This window comes from Actinopolyspora mzabensis (genome assembly GCF_900101095.1).
Taxonomy (GTDB): domain Bacteria; phylum Actinomycetota; class Actinomycetes; order Mycobacteriales; family Pseudonocardiaceae; genus Actinopolyspora; species Actinopolyspora mzabensis.
In genome coordinates this window covers 56,450-75,470 of the sequence record NZ_FNFM01000004.1, presented here as the reverse complement: position 1 = coordinate 75,470, position 19,021 = coordinate 56,450, and the positions used below count along the sequence as shown (strand labels likewise).

19 protein-coding genes are annotated in these 19,021 nt (G+C 68.3%); 8 read left to right on the top strand and 11 right to left on the bottom strand.

Annotated features, from left to right (window positions below; translation table 11 throughout):
- Positions 1-109: 109 nt before the first annotated feature.
- Positions 110-1,021, bottom strand: a complete 912-nt coding sequence (gene truB / locus BLR41_RS07560; protein ID WP_092627299.1) for a tRNA pseudouridine(55) synthase TruB — start codon at positions 1,019-1,021, stop codon at positions 110-112.
- A 129-nt stretch (positions 1,022-1,150) separates the two neighbouring features.
- On the opposite strand from truB, the gene def reads away from it, so the two are divergent.
- A complete protein-coding gene (gene def / locus BLR41_RS07555; RefSeq protein WP_092627298.1) occupies positions 1,151-1,651 on the top strand; it encodes a peptide deformylase in 501 nt (166 codons plus the stop codon).
- Between the two features lie 30 nt (positions 1,652-1,681).
- Here def and BLR41_RS07550 read toward each other — a convergent pair whose 3' ends face one another.
- Positions 1,682-3,025, bottom strand: a complete 1,344-nt coding sequence (locus BLR41_RS07550; RefSeq protein WP_092627297.1) for an MATE family efflux transporter — start codon at positions 3,023-3,025, stop codon at positions 1,682-1,684.
- A gap of 66 nt (positions 3,026-3,091) precedes the next feature.
- Between BLR41_RS07550 and BLR41_RS07545 the strand changes: the two genes are divergently transcribed.
- The gene (locus BLR41_RS07545) at positions 3,092-3,604 is read left to right on the top strand and encodes a CGNR zinc finger domain-containing protein (protein WP_092627296.1); all 513 of its coding nucleotides are present in this window, start codon (positions 3,092-3,094) and stop codon (positions 3,602-3,604) included.
- A 152-nt stretch (positions 3,605-3,756) separates the two neighbouring features.
- On the opposite strand, the gene rbfA is transcribed toward BLR41_RS07545, so the two are convergent.
- The 6 genes from rbfA to rimP all read right to left on the bottom strand — a co-directional run bounded on the left by rbfA (position 3,757) and on the right by rimP (position 10,153).
- Positions 3,757-4,251, bottom strand: coding sequence for a 30S ribosome-binding factor RbfA (rbfA, locus tag BLR41_RS07540; RefSeq protein WP_092627295.1), 495 nt, complete (start codon positions 4,249-4,251; stop codon positions 3,757-3,759).
- Positions 4,252-4,400: 149 nt separating this feature from the next.
- Positions 4,401-4,694 (bottom strand): DUF503 domain-containing protein, encoded by a 294-nt coding sequence (locus tag BLR41_RS07535; protein WP_092627547.1) that lies wholly within the window; start codon positions 4,692-4,694, stop codon positions 4,401-4,403.
- A gap of 74 nt (positions 4,695-4,768) precedes the next feature.
- A complete protein-coding gene (gene infB / locus BLR41_RS07530) occupies positions 4,769-8,029 on the bottom strand; it encodes a translation initiation factor IF-2 (protein ID WP_176797871.1) in 3,261 nt (1,086 codons plus the stop codon).
- Between the two features lie 80 nt (positions 8,030-8,109).
- Complete coding sequence (locus tag BLR41_RS07525) at positions 8,110-8,472, bottom strand: YlxR family protein (RefSeq protein ID WP_218120021.1); 363 nt, start codon at positions 8,470-8,472, stop codon at positions 8,110-8,112.
- A gap of 47 nt (positions 8,473-8,519) precedes the next feature.
- A complete protein-coding gene (nusA, locus tag BLR41_RS07520) occupies positions 8,520-9,599 on the bottom strand; it encodes a transcription termination factor NusA (RefSeq protein WP_092627292.1) in 1,080 nt (359 codons plus the stop codon).
- Positions 9,596-10,153, bottom strand: a complete 558-nt coding sequence (rimP, locus tag BLR41_RS07515) for a ribosome maturation factor RimP (protein WP_092627291.1) — start codon at positions 10,151-10,153, stop codon at positions 9,596-9,598. The genes nusA and rimP overlap by 4 nt, the downstream gene beginning before the upstream one ends.
- Positions 10,154-10,452: 299 nt before the next feature.
- Between rimP and BLR41_RS07510 the strand changes: the two genes are divergently transcribed.
- Both BLR41_RS07510 and BLR41_RS07505 read left to right on the top strand, forming a co-directional pair.
- Positions 10,453-10,911: a hypothetical protein gene (locus tag BLR41_RS07510; protein WP_218119998.1), complete on the top strand. Its 459-nt coding sequence runs from the start codon at positions 10,453-10,455 to the stop codon at positions 10,909-10,911.
- Positions 10,908-11,360, top strand: coding sequence for a ferritin-like domain-containing protein (locus tag BLR41_RS07505; protein WP_092627290.1), 453 nt, complete (start codon positions 10,908-10,910; stop codon positions 11,358-11,360). The genes BLR41_RS07510 and BLR41_RS07505 overlap by 4 nt, the downstream gene beginning before the upstream one ends.
- A gap of 176 nt (positions 11,361-11,536) precedes the next feature.
- On the opposite strand, the gene BLR41_RS23450 is transcribed toward BLR41_RS07505, so the two are convergent.
- A complete protein-coding gene (locus BLR41_RS23450) occupies positions 11,537-12,178 on the bottom strand; it encodes a hypothetical protein (RefSeq protein WP_245693974.1) in 642 nt (213 codons plus the stop codon).
- Between the two features lie 423 nt (positions 12,179-12,601).
- Positions 12,602-13,648 (bottom strand): aminotransferase class V-fold PLP-dependent enzyme, encoded by a 1,047-nt coding sequence (locus BLR41_RS07495; RefSeq protein ID WP_092627288.1) that lies wholly within the window; start codon positions 13,646-13,648, stop codon positions 12,602-12,604.
- 272 nt (positions 13,649-13,920) lie between these two features.
- Here BLR41_RS07495 and BLR41_RS07490 point away from each other — a divergent pair, with 272 nt between their 5' ends.
- On the top strand, positions 13,921-14,331 hold the full coding sequence (locus BLR41_RS07490) for a YjbQ family protein (protein WP_092627287.1): 411 nt from the start codon (positions 13,921-13,923) through the stop codon (positions 14,329-14,331).
- Positions 14,332-14,652: 321 nt separating this feature from the next.
- Positions 14,653-15,390 (top strand): DUF8017 domain-containing protein, encoded by a 738-nt coding sequence (locus BLR41_RS07485; RefSeq protein ID WP_092627545.1) that lies wholly within the window; start codon positions 14,653-14,655, stop codon positions 15,388-15,390.
- Positions 15,391-15,558: 168 nt separating this feature from the next.
- On the opposite strand, the gene BLR41_RS07480 is transcribed toward BLR41_RS07485, so the two are convergent.
- Entirely contained in the window at positions 15,559-17,307 is a 1,749-nt protein-coding gene (locus BLR41_RS07480) for a proline--tRNA ligase (RefSeq protein ID WP_092627286.1), read from the bottom strand.
- A gap of 240 nt (positions 17,308-17,547) precedes the next feature.
- Here BLR41_RS07480 and BLR41_RS07475 point away from each other — a divergent pair, with 240 nt between their 5' ends.
- Both BLR41_RS07475 and yaaA read left to right on the top strand, forming a co-directional pair.
- Complete coding sequence (locus BLR41_RS07475) at positions 17,548-17,826, top strand: HC3 family zinc finger protein (protein ID WP_092627544.1); 279 nt, start codon at positions 17,548-17,550, stop codon at positions 17,824-17,826.
- Positions 17,827-17,977: 151 nt separating this feature from the next.
- Positions 17,978-18,718, top strand: a complete 741-nt coding sequence (yaaA, locus tag BLR41_RS07470) for a peroxide stress protein YaaA (RefSeq protein ID WP_092627285.1) — start codon at positions 17,978-17,980, stop codon at positions 18,716-18,718.
- Positions 18,719-19,021: the final 303 nt, after the last annotated feature.

The following is a 19,021-nucleotide window of genomic DNA, read 5'->3' as shown; positions in this document are numbered from 1 at the left end:
GCCTCGTGACGAGCCCGAGCGGGAGCAGCAACACACCGGCGGCCTCCGAGGCGGCGGTTCATCGCCGGAAACGACGAGCTCTCCCGGGACGACGAGGCGTCGCCGCTCGTCACCCGGCCGGACGCAGCACCAACACCGGTTTGGCCGTCGTCCCCTGATTCCGCAACAGCGCGAGGGCGTGCCCCTCGGGGTCGAACGCCGCGTAGGTGCCGGCAATGTCCGCGCCGGCGACGGATTTGCCGTGCGATAGTGCCCGTGCGGTTGCCGCGTCGATCTGATGCCGCGGGAAAGCTGCGGCGACGGCCTGATCGAGGTCCATGGACAGCTCGGGGTGCTGTTCCAGGTACTCGAGACCGTGGGCGGTTACCAGCCCGAACGGACCGACCCGGGTACGGCGAAGTCTGGTCAGATGCCCCCCGACACCCAACCGCTCCCCCAGATCGCGTGCCAGCGCGCGAACGTAGGTCCCGGAGGAGCACTCCACCATCACGTCGAGGTCGAGAGCCTCACCGGCGGAGTGGGTGGCGAGCAGGTCGAACCGCGAGACGGTGACCGGCCGGGCGCTCAGCTCGACCTCCTCGCCGCTGCGGGCGAGCTCGTAGGCACGGCGCCCGTTGATCTTCACCGCACTGACCTTGCTGGGAACCTGCTCGATGTCACCGGTCAACTCGGCCATCGCGGCCGCCGCGGCGGACTCGGTGACCCCGGAAGCGTCGGCGGTGGAGACCTCTTCCCCGTCCGCGTCCTCGGTATCGGTCGCCGAACCGAGTCGGACAGTGGCCAGATAGGCCTTGGTGTCGAGCGCGAGGTGGCCGAGCAGCTTGGTGGCGCGCTCCAAACCGAGCACCAACACACCGGTGGCCATCGGATCGAGCGTTCCGGCGTGCCCGACCTTGCGGGTACCCATGATGCGACGAACGCGGGAAACGACGTCATGCGAGGTCATCCCCGCCGGTTTGTCCACGACCAACAAACCGGCGGGAACTGTCTGCTGCGAAGAGGTACGGGTCTGACGCGGCACGACACCCCATCCTGCCTGATATCGACGACCGGACCGAAACGGGTCTCCCCCGCCGGACACACGCCCCGAGGTGCACCTCTGAAACACGGCTCGCTAACGTGGTGCGCGCGCAGGAGCAGGAGGTTGAGGGTGACGATCAAGCCGATCCGACGGTTCGGCGACCCGGTGCTACGCACGGTGGCGGAACCGGTCACTGTCTTCGACGACAGAATAACTTCACTGGTCACGGACTTGCTGGACACCGTGACCGAACCGGGGCGCGCCGGTGTGGCCGCGCCACAGATCGGGGTGAGCCTGCGGGCGTTCAGCTACAACGTCGACGGTGAGAAGGGCTACGTCCTCAACCCGGAGCTGGTGTCGACCTCGGGGGAGCAGGACGGGGAGGAGGGCTGCTTGTCCGTCCCCGGTCTGAGCTACCCCACGCATCGGGCCTCCCACGCGGTGGTTCGTGGGGTGAACCTGCGCAACGAACCGGTCACCGTCGAGGGGGCCGACCTGATGGCGCGCTGTCTGCAGCACGAGACCGACCACCTGGACGGGATCGTCTACCTGCAGCGGCTGGACGCCGAGAAGCGTCGCTCGGCCATGAAGGACGTGCGCGGCACGGACTGGTTCTGGAACGGCAACTGAGCAGCTCCCGGCACTACCTACCGAAACCGGCTACTGCTGGCGGGCCGTGGCCTCGCCTGGAACCCGCCTGGCTCCCACGACAGCCCACCGATCCGAGCGCGCCCGGGAGAGCAGCGTCAACAACCTACCGAACATGAACAGGCTCAGTCCGGTCCAGATGCCCGCCAGCCCCCAGCCGAAGACCAGCGAGAGCCAGATCAGTGGGAGATAGCCGATCGCGGCACTGAGCATCGTCGCTGTTCGCAGGTAGGCGGCGTCACCCGCGCCGAGCAGCACCCCGTCCAACGCGAAGACGATCCCGGCGACCGGCTGCAGGGCCACGAAGAACCACCAGGCGTAGGGGATCTCGGCCAGCACCGAGGAATCGCTGGTGAAGGCGGACGGCAGCACGGGGAACAGCACGGCGAACAACACGCCGAGCAGCACACCGAAGCCGAGTCCGTACCAGCTCACCTGCTTTCCGATGCTCTTGGCCGCGCGCGCCGCCTCTCGTCCCAGCGCCGCTCCCACAAGTGACTGGGCGGCGATAGCCAACGAGTCGAGTACCAGCGCCAGAAAGCTCCAGAGCTGCCAGACGACCTGGTGGGCAGCCGCGGTGTCCGCGCCGGTCCGTGCCGCCACCGAAGTGGCGGACAGGAAGCACGCCTGGAAGGCCAGGGTGCGCAGGATCAGATCCCGGCCCAGCGAGAGCTGGGCGCGCATCATCGCGGTGTCCGGACGGAGAGTGGTGCCCCGTTCCGTCAGCAGCGCACGGACGAACAGGCTCGCCGCGATGGTCTGGCCGACCACGTTGGCCACCGCGGAGCCCTCCACTCCCCAGCCAACCGGGTAGACCAGCACGGGGCAGAGTACGAGCGAGACAGCGTTGCCCGCCAACACGTAACGCAACGGCCGAACCGTGTCCTGCACCCCACGCATCCACCCGTGCCCGGCGAGGCTGATCAGCACCATCGGAGCCCCGAGCAACGCGATGCGCAGCCAACCTGTCGCGACCTCCGCGATGGCCCCGCCACCGGTCATCAACCGCACGACCGGACCGGCGAACAACTGCGCCAGCAGCAGGATGCCCAAACCGACCCCGGCACCGAGCCAGGTCGCCTGCACACCCTCCGAGACGGCATCGGCACGTCGTCCTGCCCCGTGCAGTCGCGCGGCTCGAGCCGTGGTGCCGTACGAGAGAAAAGTCAGCTGACTGGAGACAACCGTGAACAGCGTCCCGCCCAGCGCCAACCCTGCCAGCGGAATCGCGCCAAGGTGCCCGACCACGGCTGTGTCGACGAGTACGTACAGCGGTTCCGCGGCCAGCACGGCCAACGCCGGGAGAGCCAGCGCGAGCACCCGCCGCACCGGAACCCGTTCATCGGTCTCGGACACCACACCTCCAGTAAGCTGTAAACACGGGAACCGACCCTTACACAGAGGCTACGGTAAGGATCAGTCATGGACAATGCCGATTACACGGCGGGTGCGGTTCGTCTCGCCAACGCGGATCTGACGAGCCCGGAGACGCTGCGCGAAGCACTGCGGCACGAACCCTGGTGGGCACAACGAGTCACCGAGTCCGACCTGCGCGTGCTGCGAGAGGTCGCTGCGGGAATCCGACGAGCGCTGGCGGCGGCCAGTAACGGCGACGCGTCGACGCTGCTCGCGGAGGCGAACGAACTACTTACGGCCCATCCACCACGCCCGAGGCTGTCCGACCACGGCGCGGGATGGCACATCCACGTCGCGGACGTCGACGCCGAGCCGGCAGTGGAGATGGCAGCGGTCGCCGCGTGGGGACTCGCGCAAGGAGTGGTGCGGCACGGCAGCGACCGATGGGGACGGTGCGCGGCCCCGGACTGCGAGAACTACTTTTTGGACACTACGGCCAACCGGACCAAACAGTTCTGTTCGACCCGCTGTGCGAATCGGGTGAACGTGGCAGCTTTCCGCGCCCGTAACCGCGAGTGAGAGGGGTTCCCCCTAGGGGGAACGCTCCCATTCGACGGGCACTCCTCGCTGGGCTCCAGCACCGGTGAGTCGACGTCCGCGACAAGAAGCACGGCAGCGCCCCCGGGAACTACCCCCGGCCCACGAGAAGCGCCCCGTACGAGATCTCCGGTTCAGTCCCGTCGACCACCGAAGTCCTGCTCGTCCTCGCCGCCGGCCGTAGCGGGGCCGACGTCCTCGACGGTCTCCGCTTCGGACGAGCGATACGGGTCCGGCTCCCCCGCCGGAGTGGCGGACGAAGCGAGTCGCGCCACCTCGGCGTCGGCCTCCTTGGCCTGGGTGAGGACCTCGTCCAACCTACGCGCGTTACCCGGGACGGAATCGGGGACGAAAGTCAGCGTCGGTGTGAACCGGACCCCGGTCTGCTGTCCCACCCGGGAACGCAGCACGCCGGCGGCACTGTGCAGCGCCGCCGCTGTGGCGCTCTCGTCGGTGTCGTCACCGAAGACCGTGTAGTAAACAGTCGCGTCCCGCAGGTCGGCGGTGAGTCGCGCGTCGGTGATGGTCACCATGGCCAGCCTGGGGTCCTTGACCTCGTGCTCCAGCCCGGAAGCCACGATCTGCGCGATACGTTTGGCCAGTCTGCGGGCGCGCGCCGAATCAGCCACGGCGCACCTCCTCTGTCGGTCGATCCCCCACGGGACGACCCCATAGTCGTGTTCGTCCGACAACTCGCGAGGGCACTCCCCGTGCCCACGAGGGGGAACCCGTCACCCCTGACGGGCAGCAGAGCACATGTCGGCTCGCGGGAACAAGCTCAATCCTGTGGGCCGAGCATGCGCTGCCGGGTAGAAAGCAGTTCCAGTTCCGGATGTCCGGCGACCGCGCGCTCGCACGCTTCCAGAACCTCTCGAACCTGCCCCGCCTCTCCGGAGACGGCCGAGACCCCTATGACCGCGCGGCGGTAGAGATCGTTGCCACCAACCTCGGCGACCGCGACGTCGAAGCGCCGCCGCAGTTCCGAGACCAGCGGCCGGACCACCGCACGTTTCTGCTTCAACGACTGAACGTCACCGAGCAGCACATCCAGTTCGAGCGCACCTACGTACATCGGCATTCCACGCCGGCACGAGACCCACGGCACGGTGGGGACCGAACGCTCGGTCCCCACCCACCGAAGAGGTCTCAGATGCGCGGCTTCTCCTGCATCTCGTAGGCCTCGATGATGTCGCTCTCCTTGATGTCCGAGTACGATCCCAGGGTCATACCGCACTCGAAGCCCTCGCGGACCTCGGTGGAGTCGTCCTTGAACCGCTTGAGCGAGCTGATCGTGAGGTTCTCCGCCACGACCACGCTGTCCCGCAACAGCCGGGCCTTGGAGTTACGCCGCACGATGCCGTTGAGCACCATGGAACCGGCGATGGTACCGACCTTGGAGGACTTGAACACCTCGCGCACCTCGGCCCTGCCGAGCTGCACCTCTTCGTACTCGGGCTTGAGCATGCCCTTGAGGGCCTGCTCGATGTCCTCGATGGCGCGGTAGATGACCGAGTAGTACCGGATCTCCACACCTTCGCGGTTGGCGACCTCGGCCGCCTTGCCCTCTGCTCGGACGTTGAACCCGAGAACGATGGTGTTCTCCGCCGTGGCGAGGTTGATGTCGCTCTCGTTGATGCCGCCGACACCACGGTGAATCACCCGCAGCTCGACCTCGTCCCCGACCTCGATCTTGTTCAGGGACTCCTCCAGCGCCTCGACGGTACCGGAGTTGTCGCCCTTGATGATCAGGTTGAGCTGGTTGGTCTCCTGCAGGACCTTGTCCAGGTCCTCGAGGCTCACACGCTTGCGCTTGGCTGCGTTCTGCGCCTCGCGGATCCTGGCGGCACGGCGATCCGCGATCTGCCTCGCCACCCGGTCCTCGTTGACCATGAGGAAGGTGTCACCGGCGCCGGGAACCGAGGTGAACCCTACGACCTGGACCGGTTGCGACGGCTTGGCCTCGGTGACGTCCTGATCGTGTTCGTTGATCATCCGACGTACCCGGCCGTGCGCCCCACCGGCCACGATCGAGTCCCCGATCCGCAGCGTGCCGCGCTGCACCAGCACGGAAGCCACCGGGCCGCGACCGCGGTCGAGATGCGCCTCGATCGCCACGCCCTGGGCCTGCATGCTCGGATTGGCCCGCAGGTCGAGGGTGGCGTCCGCGGTGAGCAGGATCGACTCGAGCAGCCCCTCGATGTTCTGGCCGTGCTTCGCGGAGATCTCCACGAACATGGTCTCGCCGCCGTACTCCTCGGCGACCAGGCTGTACTCGGTGAGCTGCTGCTTGATGCGGTCCGGATCGGCACCCGGAACATCGACCTTGTTGATCGCCACCACGATCGGCACGCTCGCCGCCTGGGCGTGGTTGATCGCCTCGACGGTCTGCGGCATCACGCCGTCGTCGGCGGCCACGACCAGCACAGCGATGTCGGTGGACTTCGCACCCCGGGCACGCATGGCGGTGAACGCCTCGTGACCGGGTGTGTCGATGAAGGTGACCGGACGGTCCTGGCCAGCCAGCTCGGTCTGCACCTGATAAGCACCGATGTGCTGGGTGATTCCGCCTGCCTCGCCCTCCTGGACGTTCGACTTGCGGATGGTGTCCAGCAACCTCGTCTTACCGTGATCGACGTGCCCCATCACGGTCACGACCGGCGGACGCGACATCAGCTCGTCGCTGCTGCTGCCCGGATCACCGAAACTGAGGTCGAAGGACTCGAGCAGTTCCCGGTCCTCGTCCTCGGGGCTGACCATCTCGACCTTGTAGTTCATCTCCTGGCCGAGCAGTTCGAGGACCTCGTCGGAGACGGACTGCGTGGCGGTGACCATCTCACCGAGATGGAACATCGCCTGCACCAGCGAAGCCGGGTTGGCGTTGATCTTCTCGGCGAAGTCGGTCAACGAGGCACCTCGGCGCAGCCGCAACGGCTCGCCGTTACCCCGCGGCAGCCGCACCCCGCCGACCGAGGGCGCCTGCATGTTGTCCATGTACTCCTGGCGCTTCTGGCGCTTGGACTTGCGCCCGCGCCGGGACGGACCGCCCGGCTTGCCGAAGGCACCGGCCGTGCCACCACGGCCGCCTCCCGGACCGCCCCCGGGGCGTCCCCGGAAACCGCCGCCGCTGCCGCTACGGCCCCCACCGGGACCGCCGCCGGGGGCGCCGCCGCTCGGCGGACCACCACGGCCACCACCGGGGCCACTGGGGCCACTGGGGCCACCGGCCGGAGCGTTGCCACCGCGACCGCGACCACGGCCACCACCGGGACCGCCACGACCGCCGCCACCGGAACCGCTGCCGGCGCCACCACCGGGCTTGGGTGCCCGGGAGGGCATCATGCCCGGGTTCGGGCGAGGCGGCATCATGCCGGGGTTCGGCTTTGCAGCACCTTCACTGCGCTGGTTGCTCTTGGCCGCGGGGGTCTGCTGCTGGCCCTGTCCCGAGCCCTGCTGCTGACCGCCCTGCTTGTCCGGGCGCTGGCCGCCGCCCTGCTTCTCGGAACGCTGGCCGCCGCCCTGCTTCTCCGGACGCTGACCGCCCTGTCCCTGACCGCCTCGACCGGACTGACGCTGGCCGCCGGAACCACCCTGGCCACCCTGCTTTCCGCCGGAGCCGCCGCGCTGTCCCGGGGAACCGCTGCCGACACCGAACGGGTTGTTGCCGACCCGCGGCGAGCGCGGTCCCGGCTTGGGAGCCTGCGGCTTGGGCGGCACTACGCTGCCGTCGCTGCTTTCGCCGCCGGCCTGCTGCTGTTGTTGGTCGTCCGAAGACCGCGGTCCGGGCTTGGGCACATTGCGCGGTCCGGGCTTGGGCACCTGGCGCTCGCTCTTCGCCGGTCCGTCCTGGCCGGAGGCCGCCCGGGCCTGCTTGTTCGATTTGTCGGCCGGAGCCTGCTGCGATCCGTTGCCCTGGCCACTCGAGTCGGCTCCCTTGGCCTGTTCCTCCCGGGAGCCGGTCTCGTCCTGGAACTCGGCAGCGGGCGGCCGGGAACGTTGGGAGTCGGCATCGCCGCCGGACTGCTCCGAGTCGGCCTGGGCCGCGGGTTTCGTCTCGGGTGGGCCAGGTTTCGGTCCGGGCTTGGGCCTCGGTCCGGGCTTGGGAACCCGGGAGGCCGTCTTCTCGGAACCGGAGCGCGCCGTGCTCTGCTCGGACTGGGCCTTGGTGTCCTGCCCGTTCGTCTTGTTCTCCGACTTCGACTGCGTAGCGGTACTACCGTTGTCCGCTGCGGCCGCGGTGGACTTGTCCGCCTTGGTGAACGCGTCGCGCAACCTGCGTGCCACAGGTGCTTCCACCGTCGACGACGCGGACTTCACATACTCGCCCTGGTCGGCGAGTTTGTTGAGTACGTCCTTGCTTGTAACGCCGAGCTCCTTGGCGAGCTCGTGCACGCGGGCCTTACCTGCCACTGCTCTCCTCATCTGGTGAGGTCGGGCGGCAGACCCGCTCGACCTCGTCCTACTGCCGGTGCGCGTTCATGGCTTCAGCTTCACGGCTGATTCATGACGGGTCGACCTGCTTCCTTTAACTGACCGGTACGGGAAAAACCCGTGTTGGCTTGCTCGTGAGCAACCTGCTCCACATAGGCCTGCACTGTTGTGCCGTCGAGTTGTCCTCGCACGCGCAATGCGCGTGAAAAGGCCCGACGCCGTTCGGCCGAACGTAGACACGCGGGATCGGGGTGCAACCACGCACCCCGTCCCGAAATCCTGCGCCCGGGATCGGGAACGGCCCCACGGCCATCCTCGGCCACCACCCGCAGCAGATCGGAAGCCCACGTCCGGGTGCGACAACCGATACACGTCCGGATCGGCTCGTGAGTTCCACGGTTACCGGTCGATCGTGTACGAATTCTCGCTCCCCTCGCGCTGAGCCACCTGTGATTCTAACCCGTAGTTCTCACTCCGCCGAACCCACGGTCGGCAGATCATTCACCTGGGAGACGACCCCCTCCACACCCGGGGGTTCGGCATCCGGATGCCCAGCGGTCGTGGCGGGCGAACTCGGATCGGCATCACTGCGAATGTCGATGCGCCATCCCGTGAGCCGAGCCGCCAACCTGGCGTTCTGCCCCTCTTTGCCGATCGCCAACGAGAGCTGGAAATCCGGCACGATCACCCGTGCCGTCTTCGCTCGTTCGTCGACGACCTCCACCGAGACTACCTTAGCGGGCGAAAGCGAGTTACCCACGAAAGTCGCCGGATCGTCGGAGTAATCGATGATGTCGATCTTCTCCTGGCCGAGCTCGTTCATCACGTTGCGCACCCGGGCGCCCATCGGACCGATACAGGCCCCCTTGGCATTGACCCCCTCGACCGTCGACCGTACGGCGATCTTGGAGCGATGCCCGGCCTCCCTGGCCACCGAGGGGATCTCCACGGTCCCGTCGGCGATCTCGGGAACCTCCAGGGCGAACAGCCTGCGGACCAGGTTCGGATGGGTACGCGAGAGAGTGATCTGCGTACCATGCACCGTGCGTGAAACGCCGACCACGTAGGACTTGATCCGGCTGCCGTGCTCGTAGCGTTCTCCCGGCACCTGCTCCGCCGCCGGGATGACGCCCTCGCTGTCACCGACCTCCACAACGATCATGCCGCGGGAATTGGCCCTGGCGTCGCGCTGGATGACTCCGCCCAGCACCTCCCCCTCCTTGGTGGAGAACTCACCGAAGGTCTTCTCGTGCTCGGCGTCCCGCAGCCGCTGCAGGATCACCTGGCGCGCTGTGGTGGCAGCGATCCTGCCGAACCCTTCCGGCGTGTCGTCCCATTCCTCGGCGACCTCCCCCTCGGGAGTGAGACTGTGAGCAATCACACGCACCACGCCGGTCTTGCGGTCCACCTCGACCCTGGCGTGCGGTTGATGCCCCTCCGTGTGGCGATAGGCCGTCAGCAGGGCCGACTCGATAGCCTGCAGGACCGTCTCGAATGGGATGTCCTTGTCGCGTTCGATCGCCCGCAGCGCGGCGATGTCGACGTTCACCTCGACTCCTCCGTGTCATTTCCGTCGCCGCCGTCGTCCGCGGCAACGTCCGCAGCCCGATCGAGCTTGACCAATTCCTCCGCCGGTGGCTGCTGGAACTCAACCTCGACCACCGCGCGCTCGATGTCACCGTAAATCAACCGACGAACACGACCATCGGCCAGAACCAGCACACCGTGCTCTGCCGCGGGGCCGACCCTGCCGAGCAGCTCCTCACCGCCGACCGTTCTGATCCTGGCGAGCCTGTTGCGAGCACGATGCCAGTGCCGCTGTTTGGTCAGTGGACGATCGACACCGGGTGAGGTGACCTCGAGATTGTATGGCCCCGCCAGCACGTGGTCGTGCTCGTCGAGCACCTTGGACAGGGCTCTGCTGACATCGGCGATGTCATCGAGCGCCACCCCGTCGTCGGCATCTATGATCACTTTGACCAGCCGCCGGCGACCGGCTTGCTGCACGTCGAGTTCCTCGAGGTCGTATCCCACCTCCGCTACGGCCTGCGAAACGGTGGGCGTCAGGCGCGCGACTATCTCGTCCCGCGGCGGGCTGGACACGTTTGCACTCCAAAAAGTTCGCGGCGGCTGAAATTGTCCGGTGCTGGCGACGCCGGATGATTTTCCTTCGTGCCGACGTCAACCGCTTCGCGGGGCAGCGAAGCCCCACGGTCGGGACGCACCGACGGTGACCGTGGTATTCCAGGGTATCGCGTCCAACCGCTGCCGAGCGCGGCGTACGGCGAAGCGATAACGACACGATCACGGGACCACTGGCGACCGATCCCCGCCACCGACTGGCAATATGTGTGACCGTGGATTTTCCTCCCCGGATCGGCCGCGACGCCCCCGCCGGAAACGTGGACCGACGCACCCTGCTGCGCCTTTCGGCGCTGGCCACGCTCTCACCGGCACTGCTGAGCTGTTCCGGTTCCGCGGAACCGGACCCGGACCCGCTGCTCGAGCTCGCCGAGACGGCGCGAGCCGACGCGGAGCTGGCACGAGCCACGGCCGAGAGCCACCCCGAGATCGCCGGGAGCGCGCGGGTCATCGCCGACGCACGCGAGGAACACGCCGGGAAGCTACGGCGCGAGATCGACCGGTTGGCGGGTGGTGAATCCACCAGGACGAGCACTGCCCCCAGCGAACGGCAGGGCAACGCCGCGGGGGCCGAGCAGGCCGCGGAGCGCCTGCGGACGGCGTTGCAAGAGGCACAGCGCCAGGCGGCCCGAACCGTTCCCGAGCTGTCCGGCTATCGAGCGGGGCTCGCGGGGTGCGTCTCGGCTGGCTGCGCGGGCCTGCGGGAGGTCGTGGCATGAGTACGACGGAACTCTCCGAATCGAGCGAACAGGCGGCGCGGAAAGCGCTGGAGGCAGAGCACGCCGCGGTGTGGCTCTACGGACTGGCAACGGCCTTCACCGAGGAACCGAAGGTGAGATCGGAGGTCGACGAGGCCGCTGCGACACATCGCGAGCATCGCGATCGCGCACGACGATTGCTGCGCGCCGCGGGTGCGGCGCCACCCTCGGCCGAACCGGCGTACCGTCCGCCGAAAGCCGTCACCGACCAGAACTCGGCACTGCGCGCGTTGCTCGCGGCGGAACAGGACTGCTCCGTCGGATGGCTGGCGGTGCTGGAGCGCTCGGAGAGCCGGCAGCTGAGCGAGCTGGCGCTGACCTGCCTGACCGAGGCCGCCACCAGGGCGACGCGGTGGCGGTTGCGGTTGGGAATCGAACCGAGCGCGCCCGCGTTCCCGGGACGGGAGTAGGGCGAACGATCCGGGCAAGCGGGGTGGCCGGCGCCGGCTGCCGGGGCGGCACGCGGTGATCCCCGGCGATCGACCACGGGCTCCGCCCCGATCATGGCGTGGCTCGATCTCACGCGAAATCGACGCCCCGCGCCTCGGTCTCGCGAGCTCGGTACGGCAGCTGGGTGAGGAACCCGTCAATCGGGGTTTTTGTCCTGGTACGCGCCGAGTTTGAGGGCTTCGGTGGTGACGTTTTTGAGCCTGCCGTCATCACTGTCACTGCGCCCGAAATAGGAGGACTCGCCGATGACCACCAAGCGCTGCCGCTGCTTCGAGTCGTATCCGTAGTCGTGTGACAGGCTCGGGTACTTCTCCGGCAGGTCGCGCCCCGCCGTGACGAGATCCTCGATGTTGCCGGTGGCGTTTCGGGTGGCCATGCGCTCCAGCTGCTCGGCGCTCTCGGCGTCGGGCATGCGCACGGTAACCACCGAGGTCAGCACCTTCTCCCCGTTCTCCAACTGCGTGGTGTACAGCGCACGGGTGAGGTGTTCGCAGGGGTGGTCGGCGAAGAAGTCCGAGATCTTGCCGGTCGAATGCTCCGCGCAGTTGGCGGGTTCGTCGCTGAGCCCGGGGGCGAAATCGTAGGCGGTCCGGGGTTTTCCGGGATCCGTGGTGGAGTCGTCGGAGGGGGCCGGGGGCGCACTCGGTTTGATCACCACCCACAGCAGTCCGGAGACCACCGAAACCGCGCAGAGCAGCAGCGCGCGTTTCGCCCACCCCAGCGGAGTGATCCCGCCTCCGGAAGCGGATGAACCGCCTCCGGGAGCGCCGTTCGGCACTTCTGCGCCGAAGGCGCCGTACCCGGCATTTCCCCGTGTCGGATCGGACGGCGGGGAAACCTGACCGGCTCCCGGTATCGGCCCGGACGGCGCCGGGCCCGGAGGCTGGGCCCCCTGGGAGTGCTGCGGGTGCGAAGGCTGGGATCGGGGGTGCTGGGGCTGCCCGTGATTGGCCCGCTCGGGCGGGGGAAACGTCGGTCGGGTGCGCTCCTCGCCGGCCCCTTCCGAACGAGCATCCCCGTTCCACGCCGGCGTTGCTCGTTCGGGTGACCCCCCGTGGCCGCCGCGGACAGCGTTGAGTGGCGCGGTGTCCCCGCGCTCGAAGTTTTGCTGCGACCCCGTCATCTGTTCGGGTGCACCGTGGTGATCCGACACGGGCACCTACCGTAGCGGGTAACGCTCGGGCAGAGAACAGCACATCAACTACGCCGGGAAGGCGGGGTCGGACCGGAGCGCGTCCAGGAGCATTCGAACGTCCTCCGCCGTGTTGTAGACGTGGAAAGCCACCCGGATCCTGCCGTCCCGTTCGGAGAACCGAACACCGACATCACGTAACCGGGACAGCGCTTCGGGCGCCTCGAAGGAGACTATGGGCGAATCGGGTTCGGCCAGGCCCAGCTCCGAGCACAACGCCCCGGCCAGCGCGAGGCAGTGCTCGCGGATCGCGGCCCTGTCGAGTCCGACCAACCAGCGCAGCGAGCTCGCCGCTCCCAGCTGTGCGAACCAGTCCGGTGAGGAGTCCAGCGCACGCGCGTCGCTCGCCAGCCGCAGCGGCAGACCGTAGATGCTCTGCCACGGGTCCTCCCCCGCGTACCAGTTCGCGCCGTGCGGACGCGGCCACGGTGCACTCGGACCGACCGCCAGCCAGGCCGCACCGCGCGGCGTGAGCAACCACTTGTAGCCGCATCCCACGACCCAGTCCGCCCAGTGCAGTTCCAACGGCATCCAGCCCGCCGCGTGACTCACGTCGAGCAGCACCCGGACACCGTGTCGCTCGGCGAACGCGCGCAGTCGGTCGGGATCCACCATCGCGCCGTCGGCGGACTGCACCACGCTGACGGCGACCACGTCGTGCTCTGGCAGGGAGTCGAACAACCGGTCCGGGGCGACCTCGGTAACCCGCACGCCACGGTCGTGCTGTGCGGCGAACGGAAACACCACGCTCGTGAACTCCCGCCGGACCACCAGCACGCTGCTGTTGTCGGGCACGCCAGCCGCCACCGATCCGACCAGTTGTCCCACCGAACTTCCAGTGGCCACCCGTTCCGGGGAAACGCCCACCAGTCGAGCGAAGTCCCGCCGCGCCGAAACCACGAACTCGTCGAACTCGGTGGCGGCGAGTCGACCGGTACGCCACCTGTCGATCACCGCCGACACGGAGTCGGCCGCGAAAACGGGCGGAATCCCGATGCTCGCGGTGTCGAGATAACCGGTCGGGACCTCGAAGCTCGCACCGAACGACTCGCGCACGTCGAGACGATACCGCGACGAGGACCGGTGACGATCACATCGAGAATCTTCCGGCCTTCCGGACACGGCACGTCAGCGGCCCACCCGGGACGACTCCACCCGACCGGATGTCGTCGGAGGGCCTAGCCGGACACGGCACGTCAGCGGCCCACCCGGGACGACTCCACCCGACCGGATGTCGTCGGAGGGCCTAGCCGGACACGGCACGTCAGCGGCCCACCCGGGACGACTCCACCCGACCGGATGTCGTCGGAGGGCCTAGACTGCCGGGCATGCACAGCGAAGAGGTCGAGATACGCACCGGTGGTCGCGAAGTGGTGCGCGATCTCAACACCGAGTGCGAGAAGTTCCTGCGCGGGGCCGAAGGGGACGAGGGTCTGCTGCACCTGTGGGTCCCCCACGCCACGGCGGGAATCGCCGTCATCGAAACCGGGGCGGGCAGCGACGACGACCTGCTAGCCGCGCTGCGCGAGCTGCTCCCGGCGGACGACCGCTGGCGACATCGGCACGGCTCCTACGGCCACGGACGTGACCACGTGCTACCCGCTTTCGTGGCGCCGTTCGTCTCCGTACCGGTGCTCGGGGGGCGCATGGCGCTGGGAACGTGGCAGTCGGTGTGTCTGGTGGACACCAACACCGACAACCCGACCCGGCGGATCCGGATGAGTTTCCTCCGCGGCTGAACCGGACGGTCCCCTCCACGGTGGCGGACCTCCCCAGGGCCCGGGACCGGTAATCTTTCCGGTGTGACGCAACCACCCCGTGGGCCGTACGACAACACGTCCGGCCAATCAGGATTCGGCCCGCGAGGCGGTCAGCAGTATCCACAGTGGCCGCCCCATTCCGGTGGTTCCGCAGGGAGTTGGTCGACGGACTCCCGGTCCAGTCCGTACGGCTGGCAGTCCGATTCCAGCCACTCGGGGATGCCCCGGGAATCCATCTACCGCGGCTTCGGCACGTTCGACGAACCCGTCAGTGGCGGGAACCGTCGGGGAACCCGATGGATGGTGGTTACGGGGCTCACGCTCGCCGTCCTGTTGTTGGCGAGTGCGATCACCATCAGCATCTACTACGGAACCACCTCCTCGCCGTCCGGCGGCAACGTCGCCGCGGACGAGGAGCGGTCCTCGACGAGCACCTGGACCGCGCCTCCGGCACCGGAGCCGGTGATCGAGGGCTGGCAGGTGGGCTACAACGAGCGGAGCCAGTTCGCCTACGACGTACCGCAGAGCTGGAACGTCCTACCGGCCGAGCAGAGCTACACGATCTCCGGTGTTCGGAACGTAACCTTCCACGGCCTCGTGGACGGCCCCTCTTACCGGTGCGACAACCGCACACTGGTAGCCGGTCGTGTGGTGAGCGCGTGGGTGGACGCCGAAACGACGATGTCGAATGCCGCCAAGAGTTTCTACGAGAAAGCCCGAACCGACTTCTACGCCACCAACGGAGTCGCTCCGGAGATCTCGTTCGAAACGGCGGAACCACGTGAGACCACAGTGGATGGCTTCGACGCGGTCCGGCTGTCGGGCACGGTGACGCTGGGGGACGAGCGGAACTCGTCGAACGAAGCGGCCGGGTGCCTTCCCACGAAGGTCACGATGGCGACACTGGTGGTGAAGGCCGAGGAACACTACGTCGTGCTGGTGGCGAGCGCGGACAGCGAACGCCCCGCCGCCTCACCGAGCGCCCCGGGCGAGGACGTGGTGCCCCGCATCGTCGACTCGGCACGCACGGTGCGCTGAACGGCGGAGGCTCGATCGGGCAACGTCGAGAATCGGGCCCCCGCCCATTACACGCTCTCCCCACTACCCCCACTACGCGCTGCCCACTGCACGGGGGCTCCCGCGCCATGGGGAACGGGCGGGGTCCGCCCCGACGAGCTCTCGCCAGAGCGAACCCCATCGCCCTGATCAGCCGTGCAGCAGACCGACCAGATGCCCCACGATCCGGTCGGTGGAGATCTCGGTGCGCTCCCCGCTGGCCCGGTCCTTGACCTCGACCACACCGTTGGCCAACCCCTTGCCGACCACGAGGATCGTCGGAACACCGACCAACTCGGCATCGGCGAACTTGACCCCCGGTGAGACGTTCCGGTCGTCGAGAATCACGCGGACACCGGCACCGTCCAGCTCGGTGGAGATCCGCTCGGCCTCGGTGGCCAGGCTCTCGTCCTTGCCCGCGATCACCACGTGCACGTCGGCGGGTGCGACCTCCCTCGGCCACACCAGGCCGAGCTCGTCGTTGTGCTGCTCGGCGATGGCCGCGACCAGTCGGGAGACCCCCACACCGTAGGAGCCCATGGTGACCCGCTTCGGCTTGCCGTCCTGCCCGAGCGCGTCCAGCGAGACGGCGTCGGTGTACTTGCGCCCCAGCTGGAAGATGTGCCCGATCTCGATCCCGCGGGCGGAGCGAAGTACGCCGCGGCCGTCCGGCGAGGGATCCCCCTCCCGAACCTCGGCCGCCTCGATCGTCCCGTCCGGGGTGAAGTCGCGGCCGCAGACCAGATCGACCACGTGGTGGTCGGGTTTGTCGGCGCCGGTCGCCCAGGCGGTGCCCCGGACCACCCGGGGATCGACGAGGTAGCGCACCCCGTTGTCACGCAGTGCCAGCGGACCGACGTATCCCTTGACCAGGAACGGGTTCGCCTCGAAGTCGGCCTCGTCGAGCAGGGCCACCTCCAGGGGCTCCAGGGCGGCCTCGAGCCGCTTCATGTCGACCTCGCGGTCGCCGGGAACTCCCACCGCGAGCAGTTCCCACTCCTCGGTTCCGGGAGCACGGGTCTTCACCAGCACGTTCTTGAGCGTGTCCGCGGCGGTGAAGGTGCGTTGCTCGCTCTCGGAGTCGAGGAACTCCACCAGGGTCTCGATGGTCGGGGTGTCCGGGGTGTGGTGAATCTCGGCGGGAGGATGATCCTCGATCCGCCCCTCGGCGGGCGCCGGTGTCGTGACGGCTTCGACGTTGGCCGCGTAGTCGGATTCACTGCTGCGCACGAAGGTGTCCTCGCCCGTGGCGCACTCCGCCAGGAACTCCTCGGAGGCCGACCCTCCCATGGCACCGGAAGTCGCCGACACCACGGTGTAGTCGAGCTCGAGCCGGTCGAACAGCCGCACGTAGGCCTGCCGGTGAAGCTGGTAGGAACGCAGGAGTTGTTCGTCGTCGAGATCGAAGGAGTAGGAGTCCTTCATCACGAACTCTCTGCCGCGAAGAATCCCGGCGCGGGGGCGTTCCTCGTCGCGGTACTTCGTCTGGATCTGGTAGAGGATGACGGGGAAGTCGCGGTAGGAGTTGTACTCTCCCTTGACCGTCTGCGCGAACAGTTCCTCGTGGGTGGGCCCGAGCAGGTAGTCGCCGTTCTTCCGGTCCTTGAGCCGAAACATGTTCGGCCCGTACTCCGTCCAGCGACCGGTGGCCTCGTAGGGTTCCTTCGGCAGCAGTGCGGGCAGGTGGATCTCCTGGGCACCGATGGCGTCCATTTCCTCCCGTACCGCCCGCTCGATGTTGCGCAGCACCCGCAACCCCAACGGCAGCCAGGAATAGATGCCCGGCGCCACCCGACGTACGTATCCGGCGCGCACGAGCAGACGGTGGCTCGGCACCTCCGCCTCGGCCGGATCCTCCCGCAGGGTACGCAGGAACAACGTGGACATCCTCGTGATCACGGCTGCGCGCTCCTTTACGCCCGGCGTTCTCCTCGCGTGTTACGGGGCAGCGTAGCTGCCGGGACCACGGTCAGTGGCGAGTCCCCTCCCGCAAGGGAGCTCCCGCGCGGAAAGTTCCGAAGCGCGGGACACGGGTCCCACGATCGGAGCACAGCGGCGGCTCTCCGCACGCTCACCACGCGTGGGTGTGGCTCAATTGTTCCGCACTTCGAGCGAACCGAGCACACTATGGGAGCTGTGATGAGCGCGGAAGACGGCGACGGACCGCTGTTCTGGCATCCGGCCCGGCAGCTGGACGGGAGGCGCCACGCGATCCGGAACGACCGTCCGCCGTGGGCGTGGGGCTGGTCGGAGGTCCGGACGCTGTGCGGCTCGTTGCTGGATCCCGCTCCGGTCAGTTCCACGGAGTGGTTGCTGTATCCGACCTGTCGAGCGTGCTGGGACAGCCTGGTTCGTCGGCGGGTGCCGGACTTTCCCTGCGCGGCCCCGGAGGAGGATCAGCCGCCCGAGGAGCGCTGAGGAAGCGCGGAACGGGCCGTGGCCGCGCGGTTGCCCGCTCGACTCCGGGGGTGACGAAGTCCTACTACTAGGCTGCGGTGGATCCCACGCGGCCCGGTTCGCCCCGGGCTCTCGGAACCCCAGGCCCATACGGAAAGGATCCCGAGTTCACGTGTTGGTGTTGCTTCCCCCGTCCGAAACCAAGTCGAACGGCGGTGACGGAGCGCCGCTGCGGCTCGAATCCCTGGCGTTCGGGGAGCTCAACCCGGTACGGGAACGGCTGGCCGAGGCCCTGACCGAACTGGCCTCGGACACCGACGCCAGCCTGCGGGCCCTCGGCCTGTCCGAACGAATGTCGGGGGAGGTCACGCGCAACGCCACACTGTGGAACTCTCCGACCGCACCGGCGCTGGAGCGTTACACCGGAGTGCTCTACGACGCACTGGAAGTCGGTTCGATGTCGGCGGTCGAGCGGTCCCGTGCCGACAACCGGTTGGCTGTGGCCTCGGCGCTGTTCGGCATGGTCCGAGGTGGGGACCCGATACCCGGGTACCGGCTCTCGGCGAACTCGACCCTGCCCGGGCTCGACCCACTGCGCACCGTGTGGCGTCCCGCGCTGGAGCCGGTACTGGCCGCCGAGCGGGCACCGGTGGTGGATCTGCGTTCCGGCGCCTACGCCGCGCTTGCGAGAACGCACGGTGCCGTGGCGGTAAGTGTGGTCACCGAACTGGCGGATGGCTCGCGCAAGACCGTGAGCCATCACAACAAGGCCCACAAGGGACGGCTGGCGCGTGCACTGGCATGTGTCGAGGAAGAGCCCGACGATCTCGACTCGATAGCCGTGGTGGCGGAAAAGGCCGGGCTCAGGGCGGAGCGGGCGGGCGAACGGGCACTGCGCGTGATCGTGGCCTGACGAGGACCGGGCCGCTCACCGGCAGCGTCGTCACCCCCGAAGTGGGCTAGAATCATCTCGTCGCGGTCGGCCGGTGAGCGGCACGGTGTCTTCGGTTGCCCTCTCGGCCGAGCGAAGTGAGGCGCAGCGCTGCGCGGAGCCCGGTAGGAGTGGCCCACGACGTCCGGAGCATCCGGCCCCCGGGGTCAACACACCCGCCGGCGGCACCGAACAGGGCTGTCCCTCCGGAGCACACTCAGCCACTCCCGCCGGTCACGGGACTGTCCGCGGCGGTGAACCGTGTTCCGCGACCCGACGAGCCCG